At 53.5% G+C, this 24026-nt stretch carries 17 protein-coding genes; 11 read left to right on the top strand and 6 right to left on the bottom strand.

Features of this window, described 5'->3' with window-relative positions; translation table 11 throughout:
* Positions 1 to 16: 16 nt before the first annotated feature.
* Positions 17 to 2743, bottom strand: coding sequence for a two-component sensor histidine kinase BarA (gene barA / locus GN242_RS04175; protein WP_154753601.1), 2727 nt, complete (start codon positions 2741 to 2743; stop codon positions 17 to 19).
* A gap of 653 nt (positions 2744 to 3396) precedes the next feature.
* Between barA and relA the strand changes: the two genes are divergently transcribed.
* The 7 genes from relA to queE all read left to right on the top strand — a co-directional run bounded on the left by relA (position 3397) and on the right by queE (position 14521).
* Positions 3397 to 5631, top strand: a complete 2235-nt coding sequence (gene relA, locus GN242_RS04180; protein ID WP_154753602.1) for a GTP diphosphokinase — start codon at positions 3397 to 3399, stop codon at positions 5629 to 5631.
* Between the two features lie 174 nt (positions 5632 to 5805).
* A complete protein-coding gene (gene mazG / locus GN242_RS04185; protein WP_195918380.1) occupies positions 5806 to 6588 on the top strand; it encodes a nucleoside triphosphate pyrophosphohydrolase in 783 nt (260 codons plus the stop codon).
* A 199-nt stretch (positions 6589 to 6787) separates the two neighbouring features.
* Entirely contained in the window at positions 6788 to 8425 is a 1638-nt protein-coding gene (gene pyrG, locus GN242_RS04190; protein ID WP_154753604.1) for a glutamine hydrolyzing CTP synthase, read from the top strand.
* Between the two features lie 80 nt (positions 8426 to 8505).
* Complete coding sequence (eno, locus tag GN242_RS04195) at positions 8506 to 9801, top strand: phosphopyruvate hydratase (RefSeq protein WP_062744221.1); 1296 nt, start codon at positions 8506 to 8508, stop codon at positions 9799 to 9801.
* A gap of 211 nt (positions 9802 to 10012) precedes the next feature.
* Positions 10013 to 11899, top strand: a complete 1887-nt coding sequence (locus tag GN242_RS04200) for an acyltransferase family protein (protein ID WP_154753605.1) — start codon at positions 10013 to 10015, stop codon at positions 11897 to 11899.
* Positions 11900 to 12039: 140 nt separating this feature from the next.
* Positions 12040 to 13707, top strand: coding sequence for a methyl-accepting chemotaxis protein (locus GN242_RS04205; RefSeq protein ID WP_156286964.1), 1668 nt, complete (start codon positions 12040 to 12042; stop codon positions 13705 to 13707).
* Positions 13708 to 13849: 142 nt separating this feature from the next.
* Positions 13850 to 14521 carry a 7-carboxy-7-deazaguanine synthase QueE gene (queE, locus tag GN242_RS04210; protein ID WP_154753607.1) on the top strand — a complete coding sequence of 224 codons (672 nt, stop codon included), beginning with the start codon at positions 13850 to 13852 and terminating at the stop codon, positions 14519 to 14521.
* Between the two features lie 63 nt (positions 14522 to 14584).
* Here the strand turns inward: queE and GN242_RS04215 are convergent, their stop codons facing one another.
* The gene (locus GN242_RS04215) at positions 14585 to 15457 is read right to left on the bottom strand and encodes an MBL fold metallo-hydrolase (RefSeq protein WP_156286965.1); all 873 of its coding nucleotides are present in this window, start codon (positions 15455 to 15457) and stop codon (positions 14585 to 14587) included.
* Between the two features lie 101 nt (positions 15458 to 15558).
* Between GN242_RS04215 and GN242_RS04220 the strand changes: the two genes are divergently transcribed.
* Positions 15559 to 16473 carry a LysR family transcriptional regulator gene (locus tag GN242_RS04220; RefSeq protein ID WP_156286966.1) on the top strand — a complete coding sequence of 305 codons (915 nt, stop codon included), beginning with the start codon at positions 15559 to 15561 and terminating at the stop codon, positions 16471 to 16473.
* A 26-nt stretch (positions 16474 to 16499) separates the two neighbouring features.
* Here GN242_RS04220 and GN242_RS04225 read toward each other — a convergent pair whose 3' ends face one another.
* From GN242_RS04225 to queD, 4 genes are all read right to left on the bottom strand, one after another.
* Complete coding sequence (locus GN242_RS04225; RefSeq protein WP_154753610.1) at positions 16500 to 17273, bottom strand: amino acid ABC transporter substrate-binding protein; 774 nt, start codon at positions 17271 to 17273, stop codon at positions 16500 to 16502.
* Positions 17274 to 17311: 38 nt separating this feature from the next.
* Positions 17312 to 18079, bottom strand: a complete 768-nt coding sequence (locus tag GN242_RS04230; protein WP_154753611.1) for an amino acid ABC transporter ATP-binding protein — start codon at positions 18077 to 18079, stop codon at positions 17312 to 17314.
* Positions 18057 to 18755, bottom strand: a complete 699-nt coding sequence (locus GN242_RS04235; RefSeq protein WP_154753612.1) for an amino acid ABC transporter permease — start codon at positions 18753 to 18755, stop codon at positions 18057 to 18059. The genes GN242_RS04230 and GN242_RS04235 overlap by 23 nt, the downstream gene beginning before the upstream one ends.
* A 296-nt stretch (positions 18756 to 19051) precedes the next feature.
* Positions 19052 to 19411: a 6-carboxytetrahydropterin synthase QueD gene (queD, locus tag GN242_RS04240; protein WP_154753613.1), complete on the bottom strand. Its 360-nt coding sequence runs from the start codon at positions 19409 to 19411 to the stop codon at positions 19052 to 19054.
* A gap of 287 nt (positions 19412 to 19698) precedes the next feature.
* Here queD and cysJ point away from each other — a divergent pair, with 287 nt between their 5' ends.
* From cysJ to GN242_RS04255, 3 genes are read left to right on the top strand one after another with little or no spacing between them, the layout of a single operon-like run.
* Complete coding sequence (gene cysJ, locus GN242_RS04245; protein ID WP_156286967.1) at positions 19699 to 21501, top strand: NADPH-dependent assimilatory sulfite reductase flavoprotein subunit; 1803 nt, start codon at positions 19699 to 19701, stop codon at positions 21499 to 21501.
* A complete protein-coding gene (cysI, locus tag GN242_RS04250) occupies positions 21501 to 23216 on the top strand; it encodes an assimilatory sulfite reductase (NADPH) hemoprotein subunit (RefSeq protein WP_154753615.1) in 1716 nt (571 codons plus the stop codon). Before cysJ ends, cysI begins: the two co-directional genes overlap by 1 nt.
* Positions 23217 to 23228: 12 nt before the next feature.
* Positions 23229 to 23960 (top strand): phosphoadenylyl-sulfate reductase, encoded by a 732-nt coding sequence (locus GN242_RS04255; protein ID WP_154753616.1) that lies wholly within the window; start codon positions 23229 to 23231, stop codon positions 23958 to 23960.
* The last annotated feature ends 66 nt before the right edge of the window (positions 23961 to 24026 follow it).

Here is a 24026-nt window from a genome sequence, read left to right on the forward strand (position 1 = left end):
CCACCGTTTGCCTGCCCTATAGTTTTAGTCGCTCTTTCGCCAGCCGTGCGACGTTTTGCATCTCATCAAGCAGTTCGAACAACTCGGGTTCTGCCTGAGAAATATCCTCGTTTTTACGCAGACTCTTTTCCAGCTCCAGGCAGAGTTTTTTCATGCGCGGCACACCGCTGTAACTGGCGCTGCCGTGCAGTTTGTGGATGATATCGCGCAGGTCGGTGCAGTTGTTTTCTGCCATATATTGCTCAATCAGCTGCTGCACTTCCGGTAAAAAATCCACCAACATCTGCAACAGATCGCGCGCCAGATCGGGTTTATTCGCCGCCTGACGCAGCGCCAGCGCCCAGTCGAGGGAGTCGGGTACCTCATTGACCAGCGGCGGCAAGCGTTTGCCCCCAGGCGTGTAACGTGCCAGCAGCCGGCTAAGTTTCATCTCATCAATGGGTTTGGCGAGATAATCATTCATCCCGGCTTTAGTTAACTGCTCCCGCTCACCGTCCAGCGCGTGTGCCGTCACTGCCACAATCGGCGTATTGGCGTGCTGCGGCAGGGCGCGGATCGCTTCACTGGCACGTATACCGTCGATCTCCGGCATCTGAATATCCATCAAAATGATATCCAGATGCTGCTGACGTGCCTGTTTAATAGCCGCCTCACCGCTGTCACACAGCACCATATGTGCTACCTGTTCTTCCAGCAACGCGCCAATCAGTTTCAGGTTGGCAGGGTTATCATCCACCGCCATTACGCGCAGCGGCAGAAGCGGCCGCTCGGTAGGTACCGGAACGTCTCGGTAGTGATGGTCGACCAGAACCGGGATAAGGCGTGTCATGGAGATGGGTTTAATCAGGCAGGCGGTAACGCCACGTGCTTTAAGCTGTTCCGCATAGACCTGCATCTGGAATGGCAGAGCCATGATAACGCTGTCAGCGCGTTGCAGAATCGGCGTCAGCTGCTCTCCGGTGATCTCAAGATTTTGCGGGTCGGCCACCGGCACTCCCATCAGCAGCACATCGTAGTGAGCTTCCGGCAGTTCATTAAGCGACGGGCTGTAGCTGATTTTCATCGGCGTCGCCGTCAGCATTTCCATCAGCGCTTTAGCAGCCGTGGCATTAGGCTCTACATAGGCCATATGATGACCTTCGATGCAATCCATCACCCGGGGATCGCTGGCGGCGTTCGGATTAAGAGCCAGATTGATGTGGAACCAGAAAGTTGAACCATGGTTCAGCCGGCTGTGGAAAGAGATTTCGCCGCCCATTTCATTCACCAGCTTCTGGGTGATCACCAGACCAAGTCCGGTACCGCCGTGGCGACGCGAAATGCTGGCATCCGCCTGACGGAATGCCTGGAATAGCTGCGACTGCTGCTTCTCTGAGATGCCGATACCGCTATCGTGGATCTGAACTTCCAGCTCCATACGGTTATTGCTGAGTGAACGTTTCTCTACGCGGATATCGATATTGCCGTGCTCGGTAAACTTGATCGCGTTACCCAGCAGATTGACGATAATTTGCTGCATCCGCAGCGGATCGCCGATGGCGTTATCCGGTACGTCACTCTGAATATTGAGCGTCAGCTCCAGCCCTTTCTCGTGCGCAGACTGCGCCAGCAGAACCACCACTTCATCCAGCGTGGCACGCAGCGGGAAGGGGATGGTTTCCAGAATGAGTTTTCCGGCTTCCAGTTTTGAGAAGTCGAGAACGTCATTAATAATGCTCAACAGATTATTGGCCGAACGTTCAATGGTATGAAGATAGTCGCGCTGGGTAGAGTTCAGCGTGGTTTTAAGCGTCTGACGGGTAAAGCCGATAACGCCATTTAATGGCGTGCGCAGCTCGTGGGACATATTCGCAAGGAATTCTGATTTGATACGCGCGGCTTCCTGAGCGCGTTTTTTTGCCAGATCCAATTCGACATTCTGTATCTCCATCTGCTCCAGCGTTTCGCGCAGATCGGAGGTTGCCTGGTCGATATTTTGCTGCATCTCCTCGTGATAGGCGGTAAGCGACATTGCCATCGAGTTAATGCCATTTTTCAGCACGTCCAGCTCGCCCAGCATATGCCCCTCCACCCGGCTGTCGAGCTGACCACGACGAATACGGTCGACGGTGCTGACCATATTACGGATCGGCCCCGTAACATCGCGCATCAGGCGATAGGCAAACAGCATAGCGGTACATAAGCACAGCAGAAGAAGCAGGGTGGAGATAAACACCTCTTTATACTGCTGAAGCCTCACTGATTGCAGATCCAGCTCAATGGCGACATAGCCGAGGGGGTTACCGTTGGGTTTAGCATCCTGCCCTGGGGATTCATCCGGATAGTAGCTTTCTGAAAGAATAGGCGTACGCAGGATCACTGAGTTGCCGTGGCGCTCTTTCATATATTTTGAAGTTAACGGCGTATTGTCCGGCAGGCGCAGCAGATCAGGTGCAAGATGGTAGTTAGAGGTAACAAACAGCTGGTTATGGTCGTCGAAAACTGAAATCGATCGCACTATATCTGAGTGGCGGCGATGCAGCAGGCTGACCAGCTGGCGCACGGACTCTTTGCTATGAAAGGTCATGCCATATTCGCTGGATACCGCCAGCGGCTCAATAATATTGATGCCCGCGTCGGTAAGCTGGCTCTGCAATTCGTTATAACGATTCACGACGAAAAACGTGGAGAGCATCAGCCCAATCATCAGCGTCGGTGCCAGAATCAAAATCATCATTCGAGCCCGCAGGCTGTATTTGGTCATAATATTCCCTGTGCGCGACGTTTCGCTCTGTGCCGTCCAAATGGCATCGTGTTCCGGAAGGGGTGATTGCTTACCCTTTCAGAGGCAGGCCAAACCCGATTTTTACTTGCGATAATCATGACGTGCGAACGGTAAAGAAACAATGCTGAAATTCTACCCTTAAAAACAGACCGTTGCCCCATATTGAAGCCCGAACATAATGCGTTATTTTAATGCAGTGCTGCGGTTATTAGGCTATTTTTTGCTGTGCTTATTGAGGGCAAGGGCCGACGGGCCGCTGGTTGCATCCATTGTAACCCGGAGATGCAACTGGTTAGCTGCTTTTTACTCTAAAAGTGGAACAGTTTTCGCATAAGCCTAAGCTATAACCTTTAATGTATTTGAAGGAGCCTCAGATGTGTCCATGATGTATCTGTAAGGTTTAGGAAGCTTTCTGCTATGTAGGGTAAAAGCGCCTGAAAATGTCGCAGGTGTGGAAGGCGTTGCAGCATTAGTCGTGAAGGCTGCGTATAATGCAGCATAAATTAATCTTAAGACGGCGGCGTTCCGGTGTCAGTAGGGATCTGTCGGAGTAAGCAGTGCGGGCGGCAAAGATCCATGGTGCTGTTTAGCCGAAAATAAGCTTCTGAACAGAGGCTATGCCAGGAGAGGATATGGTTGCGGTAAGAAGTGCACATCTGAATACAGCTGGCGAGTTTGCGCTCGACCAATGGATCACCAGCCTGGGGATCTCCAACCAGCAGTCATGTGAGCGACTGGCCGATACCTGGCGATATTGCGAGACCGCGACTAAAAATCATCCTGATGCGGCACTGTTACTGTGGCGTGGCGTTGAGATGGTGGAAATCCTCTCAATGCTCAGTATGGACAACGAGACGCTGTGTGCTGCGCTGCTGTTCCCGCTGGCAGACGCTAATGTGGTGAGCGAAGAGGTGCTGGAAGAACAGCATGGCAAAGCCATTGTCTCGCTGGTTCACGGCGTACGCGATATGGACGCCATCCGTCAGTTAAAAGCCACCCACAATGATTCGATGGCCTCTGAGCAGGTCGATAACGTGCGCCGTATGCTGCTGGCGATGGTGGAAGATTTCCGCTGCGTGGTGATCAAGCTGGCTGAACGTATCGCTCATCTGCGCGAAGTGAAAGATGCGCCGGAAGATGAGCGCGTGCTGGCGGCTAAAGAGTGCACCAATATCTATGCGCCGCTGGCAAACCGTTTAGGTATCGGTCAGCTGAAATGGGAGCTGGAAGACTTCTGCTTCCGCTATCTGCATCCCGATGAATACAAACGCATTGCTAAACTGTTGCATGAACGCCGCATCGACCGCGAAGAATATATTGATACCTTCGTGCAGTCGCTGCGCACCGAAATTGTGAAAGAGGGTGTAAAAGCTGAAGTTTATGGCCGCCCGAAACATATCTACAGCATCTGGCGTAAGATGCAGAAAAAGTCGCTGGCGTTTGACGAGCTGTTTGATGTGCGAGCGGTGCGCATCGTCGCGGAGCGCTTACAGGATTGTTACGGTGCGCTGGGTATCGTCCACACCCTTTACCGCCATCTGCCCAGTGAGTTTGACGACTACGTCGCTAACCCGAAGCCAAACGGCTATCAGTCCATTCATACCGTGGTGCTGGGGCCAAAAGGTAAAACCGTTGAGATCCAGATCCGTACCCGCCAGATGCATGAAGATGCTGAACTGGGCGTGGCGGCGCACTGGAAATACAAAGAGGGAGCGGCGAGCGGCAGCGCCCGAGGTGCTTCCGGCCATGAGGAGCGCATTGCCTGGCTGCGTAAGCTGATTACCTGGCAGGAGGAGATGGCCGACTCCGGCGAGCTGCTCGACGAAGTACGCAGCCAGGTGTTCGACGACCGGGTGTATGTCTTTACTCCGAAAGGGGATGTGGTGGATCTGCCTGCTGGCTCCACGCCGCTCGATTTTGCCTACCATATTCACAGCGATATTGGTCACCGCTGCATCGGCGCGAAGATTGGCGGGCGCATTGTGCCGTTCACCTATCAGCTGCAAATGGGTGACCAGATCGACATCATCACTCAGAAACAGCCCAACCCAAGCCGCGACTGGCTGAACCCAAACCTGGGCTATGTCACTACCAGTCGCGGTCGCTCGAAAATTCATGCCTGGTTCCGTAAGCAGGATCGTGACAAGAACATTATTGCCGGGCGTCAGATCCTCGACAGCGAGCTGGATCATCTGGATATCAGTCTGAAGGATGCCGAGAAGCTGCTGCTGCCGCGCTATAACTTTAATACTCTCGACGAACTGCTGGCAGCGATTGGCGGTGGAGATATACGTCTTAACCAGATGAGTAACTTCCTTCAGTCGAAGCTGAATAAGCCAAGCGCTGAAGAGGAAGATCGTGAGGCGCTGCAAAAACTGACGCAGAAAACCTCCAACAGCGTACCGCGCAGTAAAGAGAGCGGCCGCGTAGTGGTGGAGGGTGTTGGTAATCTGATGCACCATATTGCGCGCTGCTGCCAGCCGATTCCCGGCGACGATATCACCGGGTTTATCACCCAGGGGCGCGGGATCTCGATTCACCGCGCCGACTGCGATCAGCTGGCAGATCTGATGTCGCATGCGCCGGAACGTATTGTCGATGCGGTGTGGGGAGAGACTTATTCCAGCGGTTATTCCTTAGTTGTACGCGTTACCGCCAACGACCGCAGCGGGCTGCTGCGCGATATCACCACTATTCTGGCTAATGAAAAGGTCAACGTGCTGGGAGTTTCCAGCCATAGCGACACCAGGAAACAGCTGGCAACTATTGATATGGATATTGAGATTTATAATCAGCAGGTGTTGAGCCGGGTGATTGCACGGCTTAACCAGGTTCCGGACATCATCGACGCCAAGAGATTGCATTGATCTTTATGGTGGCGACTTTGCTTGCCATTTTGTCCCCCGGCAGTGCTCACCCCTGGTCACATACTCATGTATGTGACCAGGGGATTGTGCGCTGGCGGTGAACAAACTGCCTGTGCCAGTAACGCCACGGCTTTGCCTGTATTAAATTCAAAAACAACTTTGATGGATAACACTATGACTTCTCTCGATCGCCTGCTGGGCATCATGAAAACCCTGCGCGATCCGGAACACGGCTGTCCGTGGGATCGTCAGCAGACCTTTGCCTCCATTGCCCCTTATACCCTTGAAGAAACCTATGAAGTGATCGACGCCATCAACCGTGCCGACTTCGATGATCTGCGTGGTGAACTGGGCGATCTGCTGTTCCAGGTGGTGTTTTACGCCCAGATGGCGCAGGAAGAGGGGCGCTTTAACTTCGATGATATCTGTAACGCCATCAGCGACAAGCTGGAGCGCCGCCATCCGCATATCTTTGCCGGGGCGCAGGTCAGCAACAGTGATGAAGTGCTGGTGAACTGGGAAAAAATCAAAAGTGATGAGCGCGCCGGGAAAGCCCAGCACTCAGCGCTGGATGATATCCCGCAGGCATTACCGGCGCTGATGCGCGCCTATAAAATCCAGAAACGCTGTAGCAACGTGGGCTTTGACTGGAACACCATCGGCCCGGTACTGGACAAAGTGCATGAAGAGATTGATGAAGTCATGCATGAAGCGCAGCAGGCAGTTATCGACCAGGATAAGCTGGAAGAGGAGATTGGCGATCTGCTGTTTGCCACCGTCAATCTGTCGCGCCATCTGGGCAGTAAAGCCGAGACTGCATTGCAGAAAGCCAATACTAAGTTTGAACGCCGGTTCCGCCAGGTAGAAGAGATTATCGCCGCGCAGGGCCTGGAAATGCAGCAGGCGACTCTTGAGCAGATGGAAGCCGCATGGCAAATAGTCAAATCCCAGGAATAATTGGCTGACACGATTCAACAAAAGTGTGACGTAAGTCAACCTCCTGAAACGCGTATTCAGGTAATCTCATGGCGGTAAATGCGGTGGCTAGCACACAACCGGAAACGATCAATTGTCGCACCGGGGTGTTTCGGGTATACTATTTTCCCGTCTTGGTTATTCATTCCATCGTCTTTAAACCTACATTCTCAGGTTCAGCATGACAACGAACTATATATTTGTGACCGGCGGGGTCGTTTCCTCTCTGGGTAAAGGCATTGCCGCAGCTTCCCTGGCCGCTATCCTTGAAGCGCGTGGTCTTAACGTGACCATCATGAAGCTGGACCCGTACATCAACGTGGATCCCGGCACCATGAGTCCAACCCAACACGGTGAGGTGTATGTCACCGATGATGGCGCGGAAACCGATCTGGATCTCGGTCACTACGAGCGTTTCATCCGTACTAAGATGAGCCGCCGTAATAACTTCACCACAGGCCGTATTTATTCAGAAGTCCTGCGCAAAGAGCGTCGTGGCGACTATCTGGGTGCGACCATTCAGGTGATCCCGCACATCACTAATGCCATCAAAGAACGCATCATTGAAGGTGGCGAAGGCCATGATGTCGTGCTGGTGGAAATTGGTGGCACCGTGGGTGACATCGAATCACTGCCGTTCCTTGAAGCGATCCGCCAGATGGCGGTTGACGTTGGCCGTGAGCACACCATGTATATGCACCTGACTCTGGTGCCGTATATGGCTGCTGCGGGTGAAGTGAAAACTAAGCCTACTCAGCATTCAGTGAAAGAGCTGCTGTCTATCGGTATTCAGCCGGATGTGCTGATCTGCCGTTCTGACCGCGCGGTTCCGGCAAACGAACGCGCTAAAATTGCGCTGTTCTGTAATGTGCCGGAAAAAGCCGTTATCTCACTGAAAGATGTCGACTCAATCTACAAAATTCCGGGCATGTTGAAATCGCAGGGCCTGGATGACTTTATCTGCAAACGCTTTAACCTGAATGCCCCGGAAGCCGATCTCGGCGAGTGGGAGCAGGTGATCTATCAGGAAGCGAATCCGGGTGGCGAAGTCACCATCGGCATGGTCGGCAAATATGTCGAACTGCCGGATGCCTATAAGTCTGTGATCGAAGCCCTGAAGCACGGTGGTCTGAAAAACCGTGTAACGGTGAATATCAAGCTGATCGATTCGCAGGACGTTGAAACCCGTGGTGTTGAAGTGCTGAAGAATCTGGATGCTATCCTTATTCCTGGTGGTTTCGGCTATCGTGGCGTTGAAGGCAAACTGATGACGGCGCAGTACGCCCGTGAAAACAATATCCCATATCTGGGCATCTGCCTGGGTATGCAGGTAGCGTTGATGGAATTTGCCCGTAACGTGGCGCATATGGAAGGGGCGAACTCAACTGAATTCGTACCTGACTGTAAGTATCCGGTTGTGGCGCTGATTACCGAATGGCGTGATGAAGAAGGCAACGTTGAGCAGCGTACTGAGCAGAGCGATTTGGGCGGCACCATGCGCCTGGGCAGCCAGCAGTGCCAGCTGACCGATAACAGCCTGGTGCGTAAGCTGTATGGTTCTGACACTATCGTTGAGCGCCACCGTCATCGTTATGAAGTCAACAATATGCTATTGAAGCAGATTGAAGCAGCAGGTTTACGTGTTGCAGGCCGCTCCGGGGATGACCAGCTGGTTGAGATTATTGAGCTTCCTGACCATCCATGGTTTGTTGCGTGTCAATTCCATCCGGAATTCACCTCAACACCTCGGGACGGGCACCCGCTGTTCAGTGGCTTTGTGAAAGCTGCCAGCGAGTACCAGAAGCGTTTGGCGAAATAAGTGTTTTCATAACCTCTTGAAATATTATGGTTTCAAGAGGTGCGTCTAAGTTTAAGCTAACTTGTACTGAGGAAAAACTAATGTCCAAAATCGTAAAAGTCATCGGTCGTGAAATCATCGACTCTCGTGGAAACCCGACCGTTGAAGCAGAAGTTCATCTGGAAGGCGGCTTTGTAGGTCTGGCAGCAGCGCCATCAGGTGCTTCTACAGGTTCTCGCGAAGCGCTGGAACTGCGTGACGGTGACAAATCTCGTTTCCTGGGTAAAGGCGTAACTAAAGCTGTTGCTGCTGTTAACGGCCCAATCGCTGACGCGGTAACCGGTAAAGATGCAAAAGACCAGGCCAATATCGATAAAATCATGATCGATCTGGACGGTACTGAGAACAAATCACAGTTTGGTGCTAACGCCATCCTGGCTGTTTCTCTGGCTGCTGCTAAAGCGGCTGCTGCTGCTAAAGGCATGCCACTGTACGAGCATATCGCTGAACTGAACGGCACCCCAGGCAAATTCTCTATGCCACTGCCAATGATGAACATCATCAACGGCGGCGAGCACGCAGACAACAACGTCGACATCCAGGAATTCATGATCCAGCCTGTTGGCGCGAAAACGCTGAAAGAAGCGGTTCGTATGGGTTCTGAAGTATTCCACACCCTGGCAAAAGTGCTGAAGTCTAAAGGTATGGGTACTGCTGTTGGTGACGAAGGTGGCTATGCGCCAAACCTGGGTTCTAACGCAGAAGCTCTGGCTGTTATCGCTGAAGCGGTAAAAGAAGCGGGCTACGTTCTGGGTAAAGACATCACCCTGGCGATGGACTGTGCAGCATCTGAATTCTACAAAGACGGTAAATATGTGCTGGCTGGCGAAGGCAACAAAGCCTTCACTTCTGAAGAGTTTACTCACTTCCTGGAAGACCTGACCAAACAGTACCCAATCGTTTCTATCGAAGACGGTCTGGACGAATCTGACTGGGCTGGCTTCAAATACCAGACCGAAGTGCTGGGCGACAAAATCCAGCTGGTGGGCGACGACCTGTTCGTTACTAACACCAAGATCCTGAAAGAAGGTATCGATAAAGGCATCGCTAACTCCATCCTGATCAAATTCAACCAGATCGGTTCTCTGACCGAAACTCTGGCTGCGATCAAAATGGCAAAAGACGCGGGCTACACTGCGGTGATCTCTCACCGTTCAGGTGAAACTGAAGATGCAACTATCGCTGACCTGGCGGTAGGTACTGCGGCTGGCCAGATCAAAACCGGTTCTATGAGCCGTTCTGACCGTGTTGCTAAGTACAACCAGCTGATCCGTATTGAAGAAGCGCTGGGCAACCGTGCGCCATTCAACGGCCTGAAAGAAGTTAAAGGTCAGTAAGCTGCTGATATTCTGAGCCGTTTATCTGGCTGAGGATTATCTGAAAAGCCCCGTCTCCGGACGGGGTTTTTTTTTGCTATTTTTTTAATTTTCAATAAGTTAATGAGCTATCCGCTTAATACGGAAAAATCCTGGTTCATGGGTTACGGGGCGTTTTTATCCGTCAAATTGTGTAAATTTCCAGGACTATTTGTAATCAGGATCAGGAAATATGAAATACCGTGCTGATGTTGACGGGCTGCGCGCACTTGCCGTACTGCCCGTTATCGCGTACCACATGGGAATAGGGGGGATACCTGGCGGCTTTACCGGGGTAGATATCTTCTTTGTTATTTCCGGCTATCTGATCTGCGGCATCATCTATAACAGTGCCATGAGCGGCAACTTCTCCTATCTCGATTTCTATAAACGTCGCTGCCTGCGCATTCTGCCGCCGCTGTTTGTGGTACTACTGGCTGTGATGATTTTTGGTTATTACCATCTGCTCCCGGCACAGTTTACCGATCTCAGCAATAGCGCACTGGCGGCGCTGCTGTCGGTATCGAATATCTTCTTCTGGAAAACTACCGGCTACTTTGATGGCCCGGCTGACCTGAAACCGCTGCTGCATACATGGTCACTGGCGGTAGAAGAGCAGTTCTATATTATCTTCCCCATCATTCTGCTGTTGGTGATCCGCCTGTTCCGCAGCCGCACCACTCAGGTAATGCTGCTGGTGATCGTTGGCTCTCTGCTGCTGAGTATCTATGGGGTGACGCGCAAGCCCACCTTCACCTTCTATATGCTGCCGACCCGCGCCTGGGAGATGGCTCTCGGCGGTATCATTGCTATTGCCGGGCTGGAGGCCAAAACTGCACATTACAGCGCCAGCTTAAAACACGCGATGAGCCTCTCCGGGCTGGCCTTGATTCTGTTTGGCTTCCTCTGGCTGGACACCACCATGCCTTTCCCGGCCTGGAATGCGCTCTATCCCTGCCTTGGTAGCTTCCTGATTATTCTGGCGGGCCAGCAGTCGGTGGTTTCGCGCCTGCTGGCACTGAAACCGGTGGTGTATATCGGTATGATTTCCTACTGCCTCTATCTGTGGCACTGGCCGATTATCGTTTACTCTCGCATGTTCTTTAACTTCGAGCCGGGCGTGCGTGAAGCTGTCATTCTGGCGCTGACGTTTGGTCTGGCGGTGGCATCGCGCTACCTGATTGAAATTCCGTTCCGCTATAAGCTCTCTTACGTCACCCCTGGCAGAATTGTTACAGCGTCGGTGATCGGGCTGGCGGTAATGGCCAGCGGTACGTTATACAAAGGCCATATCAGCAACAGCTCCGGGCAGTTTTCACCGGCCGCATTAGCGCTGGCGCAGTATTCTGAATACAGCAAAATGCCGGAGTTCGACTATCAGTACCGGCGCGGGCAGTGCTTCGTGGATGGCAAGAGTGAGGAAGATAAACCGTTTGATCGTGAGTTCTGCCTCAAAACCTCCGCCACCGCGAAGAACTACGTGATGATAGGTGACAGCCACGCAGCGCATCTGTGGCGCGCTATCAGCCTGGCGGCAGGTGATCAGGTGAATGTGATTCAGGCGACGTCAGCGGGCTGTAAACCGCTCTATCAGCAGTCATTGCGTAATCCATGTACCCGACTGGTGGATTATGTCTATGACCAGTGGATTACCGAGCATCACATTGACGGCATCATCATCTCTGCACGCTGGGCACCGGAAGATATTGCGCCGCTGCGGGCCACGCTGGAGCACCTGAAATCACGCTCTGACAATATCATTGTTATGGGGCCGACGGTGGAATACACCGAAGCGCTGCCGGATCTGCTGGCTTACCAGACTGACGGTCGTAAAGACCTGGTGGCTTCATCGATTAAGAAAGAGGTACGTGGCACCGATGCGCAGATGAGTGCAGCGATGGCGCAGCAGGGGACGCGCTATATTTCGGTCTACTCGATTGTCTGTCCTGGAAATATTTGTAAGGGGCTGGCATCTGACGGCCATCCGACATCGAATGACTACGGCCACTTTACCCTGAGCGGGGCAAAAGATGTGGCGAAGCAGGCGATGGTGCAGATGCGCGAGCAGAAGTTTATGTAATTGAAACGGGGCCGGCGTAAACGCTGCCCTTACCTCGCTCCCCGGCGCTCGCCGGGGGCTTTTGTAAGTAATTAAAGTAAACGCCACTTGGTACCGATATTAGCAATTACCGGGCTAACCCCAATCACCGAGTGCGCACCATGCTTAAAAATATAAAAGTTGTCACCAGCATCGTCATTATGTTGATCATCTTTAGCGCGCTGTTGTTAGTGTCCAGCGCTCTTTCGTTTAATGCTATCAGCCAGGATAAAGCCAACTTCAACCGTGCAAACATTTTGACTGAGCAGCAGGGGCAGTTAAGCGATGCCTGGCAAACGCTGGTCAAAACACGCGTTACCATTAACCGGGTAGCTATTCGCATCCTGAAAAAACAGACCGATCCGGCGTCTGTGGCGGCAATTGGAAAACTGCTCGGCCAGGCCACTGAAACGCTGGATGATGCCGCACACCATTTTGCCCGCTATAAAAGTTTTCCGCAGGTAGCGGGGCAGGATAACGCTCTGAATGACGCTATTGTCAGCAGCTTCCAGCTGATGCATGACACCATGAAGCAGTCTATCCAGTTCCTGGGAGCCAATAACTACGAGGCCTACGGCAACCTTGAAGCGCAAAAAGCGCAGGATGATCTGGAAAAAAATTACGATCGCTGGCGTGAGCAGAACAGCAATATGCTGGCGGTGGGCGTGACGGATAACCACCAGGCCTTCAGCCATATGGTCTGGACACTGGGCGCGGTGATTCTGGTTATGCTGCTGCTGGTGGTTTCGGCCTGGGTGGTGATTAAACGTGTTTTGCTGACGCCGCTGAAACAGCTGTTGGTACATATTCAACGTATCGCGGCGGGTGATCTTTCCGAAAAGCTGGTGGTTGATGGCCGCAGTGAAATGGGGCTGCTGGCCAGCAATCTGACGCAGATGCAGCAGTCGCTGATCAGTACCGTAGGCAATGTGCGCGACAGTTCAAATGCCATCTACACCGGCGCGAGCGAAATTTCGCAAGGCAACAACGATCTCTCATCCCGTACTGAGCAGCAGGCGGCCTCGCTGGAGCAAACAGCAGCCAGCATGGAGGAGTTAACGGCTACCGTGAAGCAGAACGCTGAGAATGCGCGCCAGGCGTCACAGCTGGCGAAGAATGCCTCAGAAACCGCAGCGAAAGGGGGCCGCGTGGTTGAAGGCGTGGTGAAAACCATGAATGAGATCGCCGGAAGTTCTAAAAAGATTGCGGATATTACCAGCGTCATCGATGGTATCGCTTTCCAGACCAATATCCTGGCGCTGAATGCGGCGGTTGAGGCGGCACGTGCCGGGGAGCAGGGACGTGGTTTTGCCGTGGTGGCGGGTGAGGTGCGTAATCTTGCGCAGCGTAGCGCTCAGGCCGCGAAAGAGATTAAAACCCTGATTGAGGATTCGGTTAATCGTGTCGATGCGGGTTCCCGGCAGGTGACCACGGCGGGTGAGACCATGACGGATATCGTCAGTGCGGTAGTACGCGTGACCGATATTATGGGAGAAATCTCCTCTGCTTCCGATGAGCAGAGCCGCGGCATCGACCAGATTGGCCTGGCGGTAACCGAGATGGATCGGGTGACGCAGCAGAACGCCGCTTTGGTGCAGGAGTCTGCCGCCGCATCTGCGTCGCTGGAAGAGCAGGCCAGCCTGTTATCGCAGGCAGTTGCGGTATTTAAAATCGGGTCGCAGCAGGCGGCAGTTGCCATCGGGGTTCACTCTCAGGCACTCAAAACGCCACGACTCTCCGCCCCGCGTAAAGCCGCAGTCACCGATGAAGGCAGCTGGGAGAAGTTTTAATCCTGCTCTCCGGCCCGGCGTTGACCGTCTTTATTCAAGGGGGCGGTCAACGCTACTGCAATGAGTGGCACGCTTTGTTTGGTCTTATTCTGTCAATCTGCCATAATCTGCGGCCGTTATTTAGCCACCAGTCGAGATGTAGATGCAGTACCCGATAAATGAAATGTTCCAGACGTTGCAGGGCGAAGGTCTTTATACCGGCGTACCGGCAATTTTTATCCGCTTGCAGGGATGCCCGGTGGGCTGCAGTTGGTGCGATACCAAACATACCTGGGATAAACTGGCCGATCGGGAGACCTCCCTCGGGGATATTCTGCTGAAAACCGTCGAAACCGATGCCTGGGGCGCGGCGGATGCCGACGCATTGATTAAGGTGATCCGCCAGCATGGCTGGACGGCGAAACACATTGTTATTACCGGCGGTGAGCCGTGCATTCACGATCTGACGCCGCTGACCGCTGCACTTCAGCAGCAGGGCTTTGGCTGCCAGATAGAAACCAGCGGTACGCATGAAGTACGTTGTACGCCTGAAACCTGGGTGACGGTATCGCCTAAAGTGAATATGCGCGGCGGTTATGACGTGCTGGATCAGGCACTGGTGCGCGCCGATGAGGTGAAGCACCCGGTAGCGCGTCAGCGCGATGTGGATGCACTAGATGCGCTGCTGGCAACCCTTGGCGATAACAAAGCGCGGATTATTGCGTTGCAGCCGATAAGCCAGAAAGATGATGCGACGAAATTGTGCATTGAGACCTGCATTGCGCGTAACTGGCGGCTGTCGATGCAGACGCATAAGTATTTGAATATCGCCTGACCCGGATCGACATGGCCGTCTGGGCGAGGCGTGCCTCGCCCCTACGGTTTCAGGCCCCGCGGTCTACTGTGGCCACTTCATCTCGCCTTTCAGCACTTTCGCGCTCAACTCCAGACTCGATACATCCTTCAGCGCCGGGTACTTCATCTGCATCACCGCCGTATAGCTGGCGGCATCTTTACTTCCGGCCAGCACGGTTTCAGCCGTTTTCAGATACTGCTGAGTAAACTTAACCGATGCTATCGTCTGTGCTGCGCCCGGCAGGAAATGTCCCGGCACCACGCGCTCGGGTTTCAATGCATTAATCGCTTCCAGCTTCTGTTGCCAGACCTGGCGTTCATCTGCCGTCTGCGCATCAGCCATCCACACGTGAATATTATTGCCGTACACCACCACGCCCCCCATCACTGTTTTTAGCGACGGAACCCACAGATAAGTGTTCTGCGGCTGCGGATCATTCACGCTTTTCACCTCAATGGTTTCCCCATCGACCTGAAAAGTATTGCCTGGCAACACCTCTGGCACAATCAGCGACTGTGGGGCATTAGCACCCATCTTCGGTCCCCAAAACGCCAGTTTGCCGTCTTTGCTTTGTTTGATCAGCTCAACCGTAGCGGCGGTGGCGACAATTTTCGCCTGCGGGAATGCGCGCTTAATGGTGTCCAGACCGAAGTAGAAATCCGGATCCGACTGGCTGATAAAGACCGTTGTCAGTCGCTTACCGGTGTCTTTAATGCGCTTCACCAGCGCTTCAGCATCATTACGCTGGAACTGGGCATCGATCAGCACCACTTCATGCGCACCGGAGATGATCTCGCTGGAAACGGCAAACATACTGGCTTCGCCCGGATTGTAGACCTCCAGCTTCAGAGGTTCGGCGGCATACAACGGGGCGCTGGCGGTGAGAGCCAGCAGTAAAGTCAGACGGGTTTTCATGATGAGTTACCTGATAACGGGAAAGATGACAGTGTAGGTTGCAAAATCCATCAGATAAACCGACTATCAGGCAACAGATTGTTGCATAAAACGGACATATTATGGATCGCGTCACGGCAGCGACGGTTTTTAACACCATTGTTCAGCGCGGCAGCCTGTCGGCGGCGGCAGAAACGCTGGATATGTCACGGGCGATGGTCACCCGCTATCTGAATCAGATGGAAAGCTGGGCCGGAGCGCGCTTGCTGCACCGCAGTACCCGCCGCCTGAGCCTGACGCCCGCTGGCGAACATGCGCTGGCACGCTGTCAGCAGATGATGCTGCTGGCGGCTGAGATTGAGCACAGTAACCAGCCAGAAGGCGAGGCTTTATCCGGGCTGCTGCGTGTTTCCTGCTCGCTGTCGCTGGGTCAGAGCGTGCTGATGGTGGCGCTTACCGTCTTTCAACAGCGCTATCCAAGGGTGCGTATCGACCTGCACATCAGTAATGAACGGGTTAACCTGGTGGAAGAACGCATCGATCTGGCGCTGCGCATTACCGCTCAGTTGGAACCGAATCTGATTGCCCGCCCGCTGCATACCTGCCAGTCGGTGATCTGCGCAGCGCCGGAGTATCTGGCACGCAGAGGAACGCCGCTGCTCCCGCAGGATCTCGCCCGCCATAACTGCCTGACCTATTCGCATTTCGGCAAGAGCCTGTGGCATTTTACCCAAGGGGAAGAGAAAGAAGCGGTGGCGGTGAGCGGTAATCTGAGCGGCAATGATTCGGTGATGCTGCTGGCAGCCACGACGGCCGGAGCGGGTATTTCGATGCAGCCGATCTACAGCGCACAGCCGTTGCTGGCCAGTGGTCAGCTGGTGGCGCTGCTGCCGACGTATCAGCTGGATGAACTGGGTCTGTATGCGATTTATACCTCGCGCCAGTACCAGTCGCCGCGGCTGCGCGCACTGCTGGATTTTCTCGTCGAATGGTTTGGCGGGGAAGACGCTGCGCGGCTGCTTAATACCGGGATTTGAATCAGCCGCGCTGGCCTTATGGCGTTTTACTTAGAGACGTCAGCAGCAAAATAGTGCTGAGAGATACGCTGATACGTTCCGTCGCTGTTAATTTCGTTCAGGGCTTTATCAATGGCGGCTTTCAGCTCCGGGTTACCTTTACGGATCAGGACGCCAGATTGTTCGGCATTGTTCTGGGTGGCGACGATTTTCACCTTCGCGTCCGGCTTATGCTTTTTGAAATCGAGGTAGGAGAGATTATCGTTGATCGTCGCATCGGCGCGGCCGCTGGCCACCAGGTCAACTGACTGATTAAAACCGTCAGTGCCGACCACTTCAGCACCGTAGCTGCGTGCCAGCTGCGCGTAGTTACTGGTCAACGTATGCGCTGATTTTTTACCTTTCAAATCGTCGAAGGACTTGATGCTGGTGTTATCGCTGCGAACAATCAGCACGCCTTTCGAGGTGATATACGGCACGGAGAAATCATATTTCTGCTGGCGTTCCGGGGTGATGGAGACCTGATTAATCACCGCGTCGTAGCGTTTTGCATCCAGGCCGGCGATCAGACCATCCCATTTGCTTTCAACAAATTCTGCTTTAACGTTAAGACGTTTGGCTACTTCGCGGCCAATCTCCACATCAAAACCGGTTAATGCGCCTGAAGCATCGTGAAAGGTAAACGGCGGATAGGTGCCTTCGGTACCGATTTTAAGCACGCCTGCCGACTGGATTTTGGCAAGCTCTGTTTCTGCCAGCGCCGCAGAGGAAAAACCAAGCTGCACAACGCCTGCGAATAATAACGTAGCGATCGTTTTCATGTTAAAACTCCTGAATGCTGTCTGTGATGTGGTCTTAATTATATTTCCCATGAATCGGGCAGGGTGTCGGTCAGGGTGGAGATAAAAGCTTTAGTTCTCGGCTTCTCAGCGCGGGTAAACAGATCGCGGGAGGTGCCTGTTTCCACGATCTCCCCCGCTTCCAGAAACACTACGTGATTAGCAATATTGGCGGCCAGGCGCAGGTCGTGAGTGGCCATCAGCATCGTCATCCCTTCCTTTGCCAGATCCTTCAGTACCGCCACCACTTCAAGTGATAACTCCGGGTCGAGTGCGGACGTTGGCTCATCGCACAGCAATACTTTCGGCGAGGGAGCCAGCGCACGGGCAATGGCGACTCGCTGCTGCTGCCCGCCGGAAAGGGTGGCCGGCCAGGCATCGCGTTTATGAATCATACCCACTTTTTTAAGCAGCTCTTCAGCACGTTCACGGGCCTGAGCCGGGCGCTGTTTATGCACGGTCACCAGCCCTTCCATAATGTTTTCAATCACCGTGAGATGAGGGAACAGCTGAAAATTTTGGAAGACCATCCCGGTTTGCTGACAGATACGGCGGATATCTTTGCGGCTGACGCGCTGGCTGCCGGAAAACGAGAGATGCTCGTTGCCAATAGTTAACTCGCCTGCCTGCGGTATTTCCAGCAGATTGATACAGCGCAGTAAGGTACTTTTCCCGCTGCCGGAAGGGCCGATAAGGGCCGTTACGCTGCCTTCATTAATCGTCAGGTTAATATTTTTCAGAACCGGGTTGCCATCAAACTGTTTTTCAATGCTGGATAATTTGATCATTATCTCTGTCCTTTACCGTGCTGTTTTTGGTTAACTTATTTTCCAGTCGGGTCTGTAGCGCCGATAAAACAGAGCTGATTAATAAATAGATTATAGCGGCTTCGGTATACAGTATTAATGGCTGGTAGGTCACGGCTGCGATACGCTGCGCGGCAAGAAACATTTCGGGAACGGTAATCACCGATGCCAGCGACGTATCTTTCACCAGTGAGATAAAGGTATTGGATAACGGCGGAACGGCAATACGTGCCGCCTGAGGAATAATGATACGCCGCAGCGCCTGGATCCAGCTCATACTGATGGAGTGTGCTGCTTCCCACTGTCCCTTAGGCACAGAAAGCAGCGTGGCGCGGATCACTTCTGAGGTGTAGGCACCAATATTCAGCGTAAAGCCAATTACCGCCGCCGGGAACGCATCGAGCGTAATACCTACGCCGGGCAGCGCATAGAAAATAAGGAATAACTGTACCAGCAGCGGTGTACCGCGAATCAGCCAGACATAAAAGCGCACAATATATTGTAACGGCTTCGGTCCATATAACCGTGCAAGGGCAACAATAAAGCCCAGCGATAAACCCAGTACAAAAGAGATAAGAGTTAATGGAATCGTAAATGTCACGCCGGCATACAACATCGGCCAGAATGAATCAATTGCTAACGTCAACCATGCTGGCATATTTCACCTGTATACCCGTCATATTTCGAGCCGCAAACGCGTTGGCTGCTCCCGTTCATCCGCATCACTTATTTAAGTAAGCTCTTCAGGGTGAGGAGATTCGAATTATTTTGAGTCTGATTTTGTTCTATTTTCTTCGATGGCGAGAGAATATCACGGAGGATGAAAACACGCTTATATCATGAAATGATATAATATATTCGATAAGAATATATATTTAATTCATAAGCATTGCTGAAAAACGCATAAAGAAATTCAGGCCTGGCTAACGGATGTTAACCGGGCCTGTCTGGCAATCAACCGCGATAGACGCAGCCAGCGGTGCAGGTCTCTTTCACCAGTACGGCGCTTAACAGCGGCAGTACGGGTTTCATCTGCTGCCAAATCCACTCTGCCAGCACTTCACTGGTAGGATTTTCGAGGCCTGGAATATCATTGAGATAATAGTGATCCAGGCGGTCATAGACGGGTTTGAACGCCGCCTTAATCTCGGAAAAATCCATTACCCAGCCTGTATGTGCATCCACCTCGCCAGTAATTTCCAGACGAACCATAAAGGAGTGCCCGTGCAGGCGGCCGCATTTGTGCCCGGCAGGCACATTGGGTAACAGGTGCGCGGCTTCGAATTGAAAATCTTTAAATAGCGTAGTAGCCATAGTGACAGTCTCAGTCTTTATCAATAAAACCGCCGAAGGATACCGGAAAACAGGTTTTTTCGCACCCGTTTCCCGGCTGTACGCGATAAACAGAAACACCCCAAAAGAGTGTGGATTGTAAGTTACTGAATTTAAATAAAATAATCAACCTGTTTTGCCGTTAAGGCTTACCCGAAAAACCGCTTAGTCGTTTTGGTTATTAATTATTTCCAACCCTTATTTAAGGGTTATTATGCTAGCCCTTACCCTATTGTTTATAGACCTTTGACTGTGGAATTTTCAACGCAATGACGACTCAGGCACCTTTGAACATGCTTCCGTTAAATCCGGATCAGCTGGCCCGCTTGCAGGCAGCCACCGGTGATTACTCACCCACCCAGCTGGCGTGGCTTTCTGGCTATTTCTGGGGCATGGTCAATCAGACGCCGGGCGTGGCGGTGGCCAGTGCGCCAGCTGCGGTTGAGGTGCCAACGATCACTATCCTCTCTGCATCGCAAACCGGAAATGCGCGTCGTCTGGCTGAACAGCTGCGCGATGACCTGCTGGCTGCAAAACTGAACGTGAACCTGGTGAACGCCGGCGACTACAAGTTTAAGCAGATTGGTCAGGAAAAACTGCTGGTGGTGGTGACCTCAACGCAGGGCGAGGGCGAGCCGCCGGAAGAGGCTGTTGCGCTGCATAAATTCCTGATGTCGAAGAAAGCGCCGAAGATGGACGGCAACGCCTTTGCGGTGTTTGGTCTGGGCGATACTTCTTACGAATTCTTTAGCCAGGCGGGTAAAGATTTCGACAGCAAACTGGCAGAGCTGGGTGGTGAGCGACTGCTGGATCGTGTTGATGCTGATGTGGAGTACGCAGCGCAGGCAGAGGCCTGGCGTAAACAGGTGGTGGAAATCCTTAAGGCCCGGGTGCCTGATGCCAGCGCCGGTCAGGTTGCTGCGGCAACCTCGGGCAGCGTCAATGAGATTCACAGCAGCCCGTATACCAAAGAAGCGCCGCTGACCGCCAGTTTTGCACTTAACCAGAAGATCACCGGCCGCGACTCTGATAAAGATGTACGCCATATTGAAATTGATCTCGGAGACTCCGGCCTGCGCTATCAGCCAGGCGATGCCCTCGGCGTATGGTTTGAGAACGATCCGCTGCTGGTAAAAGAGCTGCTGGAGCTGCTGTGGCTGAAAGGCGATGAGCCGGTCACCGTTGACGGCACCACGCTGCCGCTGGCAGAAGCGCTGCAAAAGCATTATGAACTGACGGTGAACACTCCGCAGATCGTCGAGCAGTATGCGCGGCTTTCCCGTAATGAAGCGCTGCTGGAGAAGGTCGAAGATAAAGCTACGCTGCAACATTACGCGCAGAATACGCCGATTGTTGATATGGCGCGCTATGCGCCGACAGAGCTTAATGTCGAGCAGCTGACCGGCTTGCTGCGCCCGCTGACGCCGCGCCTCTACTCAATTGCCTCTTCACAGGCTGAAAACGAAACCGAAGTGCATATTACCGTCGGTGCCGTACGCTTTGAGATTGAAGGGCGCGCACGTGCGGGCGGTGCCTCCAGCTATCTGGCGGATCGTCTGGAGGAAGATGCAGAGATCCGCGTCTTCATTGAGCATAACGATAATTTCCGCCTGCCTGCAAACCCTGACGCGCCAGTGATCATGATTGGCCCTGGCACCGGGATCGCCCCGTTCCGCGCCTTTATGCAGCAGCGCGACGCTGATGGCGCAGGTGGGAAAAACTGGCTGTTCTTCGGTAATCCGCACTTCACCGAAGATTTCCTTTATCAGGTGGAGTGGCAGCGCTACGTCAAAGATGGCCTGCTGACGAATATCGATTTGGCCTGGTCACGCGACCAGCAGCACAAAGTGTACGTACAGGATAAAATTCGCGCCAAAGGGGCAGAGCTGTGGCGCTGGATCGAAGAGGGTGCACATATTTACGTCTGTGGTGATGCGAATCGTATGGCGAAAGACGTTGAGCAGGCATTACTGGAAGTGGTGGCCGAGTTCGGTGCAATGGATATCGAAACGGCAGATGAATTTTTAAGTGAGCTGCGCATTGAGCGCCGTTATCAGCGAGATGTGTACTAATGAGCAATGAAAAATATCCTGGGCCGCTGGTGGTAGAAGGCAAACTGGTCGATGCCGAGCGCCTGAAAAAAGAGAGTAACTACCTGCGCGGCGGCATTGCCGAAGACCTGAACGATGGGCTGACCGGCGGTTTCAACGGCGACAACTTCCTGCTGATCCGTTTCCACGGTATGTACCAGCAGGATGACCGTGATATCCGTGCTGAACGCGCCGAGCAGAAGCTGGACGCACGCCATGCCATGATGCTGCGCTGCCGTCTGCCTGGCGGCATCATGACGCCAAAACAGTGGCTGGCGATCGATAAGTTCGCCAGCGATAACACCATTTATGGCAGCATTCGTCTGACCAACCGTCAGACTTTCCAGTTCCACGGCATTCTGAAAGGCAACGTTAAACCTGCGCATCAGATGCTGCATGAAGTCGGACTGGATGCGCTGGCTACCGCCAACGACGTGAACCGTAACGTGCTGTGTAGCTCAAACCCGATTGAGTCTGAACTGCATCAGGAAGCGTACGAATGGGCGAAAAAACTGTCTGAGCACCTGCTGCCACAGACTCGCGCCTACGCGGAGATCTGGCTGGATCAGGAAAAAGTGGCGACCACCGACGTTGAGCCGATTCTTGGTGAAACCTATCTGCCGCGTAAGTTTAAAACGACCGTGGTGGTGCCGCCGCATAATGACGTCGATCTGCACGCCAACGATATGAACTTTATTGCCATTGCCGAGAACGGCAAGCTGATTGGCTTTAACCTGCTGGTGGGCGGTGGCCTCTCTATCGACCATGGCAACAAAGCCACTTATGCGCGTACTGCCAGCGAGTTTGGCTATCTGCCGCTGAATAAAATTCTCGACGTGGCGGAGGCCGTGGTCACCACTCAGCGCGACTGGGGTAACCGCACCGATCGTAAAAATGCTAAAACCAAATACACCCTCGAACGCGTAGGCCCGGATGTGTTTAAAGCCGAAGTGGAGCGCCGCGCCGGGATTACCTTTGAACCGACGCGTCCTTACGAGTTTACTACCCGTGGCGATCGCTTTGGCTGGGTGAAAGGCATTGATAATAAATGGCATCTGACGCTGTTTATCGAAAACGGCCGCTTGCTGGACTACCCTGGCCGTCCGCTGAAAACGGGTCTGGCGGAAATTGCCAAAATCCATCAGGGTGACTTCCGCTTAACGGCGAACCAGAACCTGATCGTGGCCGGGGTACCGGAGTCTGAGAAAGATAAGATCGAACAGCTGGCGCTGTCGCACAGCCTGATGGAAAACGTCAGCCATCAGCGAGAAAACTCGATGGCCTGCGTGGCCTTCCCGACCTGCCCGCTGGCGATGGCGGAAGCCGAGCGTTTCCTGCCGGAGTTTGTTACCCGCGTTGAAGGCATCATGAATGCGCACGGCGTTGGTGATGATCATATCGTGCTGCGCGTCACCGGCTGTCCGAACGGCTGTGGTCGTGCGCTGCTGGCTGAAGTAGGGCTGGTGGGCAAGGCGCCGGGGCGTTACAACCTGCATCTTGGCGGTAACCGCATCGGCACGCGCATTCCGCGCATGTACAGCGAAAACATCAATGAAGAGCAGATCCTGGCTACCCTTGATGAACTGATTGGCCGTTGGGCGAAAGAGCGTGAAGCTGATGAAGGCTTTGGTGATTTCACTATTCGTGCCGGGATCGTCCGGCCGGTGCTCGATCCGGCCCGTGATTTTTGGGAATGATGGAGGCGTGATATGGCAGTTCTCGATCTAACCGCACTGAACGAATTACCCAAGGTGGAGCGCGTAATGGCGCTCGCCGAAATCAATAACACGCTGGATAAACTCTCTGCTGAAGAGCGGGTGATCTGGGGGCTGGAAAATCTGCCGGGTGAGGCGGTGCTGACCTCGAGCTTTGGTATCCAGGCGGCGGTCAGTCTGCATCTGGTGGCGCGTCAGAAGCCGGATATTCCGGTGATCCTCACCGATACTGGTTATCTGTTCCCGGAAACCTATCAGTTTATCGATCAGCTGACGGAAAAACTGAACCTGAATTTACAGGTATTCCGCGCAGAGCACAGCCCGGCATGGCAGGAGGCGCGCTATGGCAAGCTGTGGGAGCAGGGCGTTGAGGGCATTGAGCGTTACAACCAGATCAACAAGGTTGAGCCGATGAACCGTGCGCTGGAGACGCTCAACGCCGGGACATGGTTTGCCGGTCTGCGCCGCGATCAGTCAGGCAGTCGGGCGCACCTGCCGGTGCTGGCTATCAAGAAGGGCGTGTTTAAACTATTGCCGATTATCGACTGGGATAACCGTCAGGTGTACCAGTATCTGCAACAGCACGGCCTGAGCTACCATCCGCTGTGGGAGCAGGGCTATCTCTCCGTGGGGGACACCCATACCACGCGTAAGTGGGAACCAGGAATGGCAGAGGAAGAGACGCGCTTCTTTGGCCTGAAACGCGAGTGCGGGCTGCACGAGTGATTTTGTAGGAGGGCATGATCCCGGGCGGATCATGCCCTCTACGCAAGAGAAATCTGTCCCCAGGAT

Origin of the sequence: Erwinia sorbitola, from assembly GCF_009738185.1 — a bacterium.
Taxonomy (GTDB): domain Bacteria; phylum Pseudomonadota; class Gammaproteobacteria; order Enterobacterales; family Enterobacteriaceae; genus Erwinia; species Erwinia sorbitola.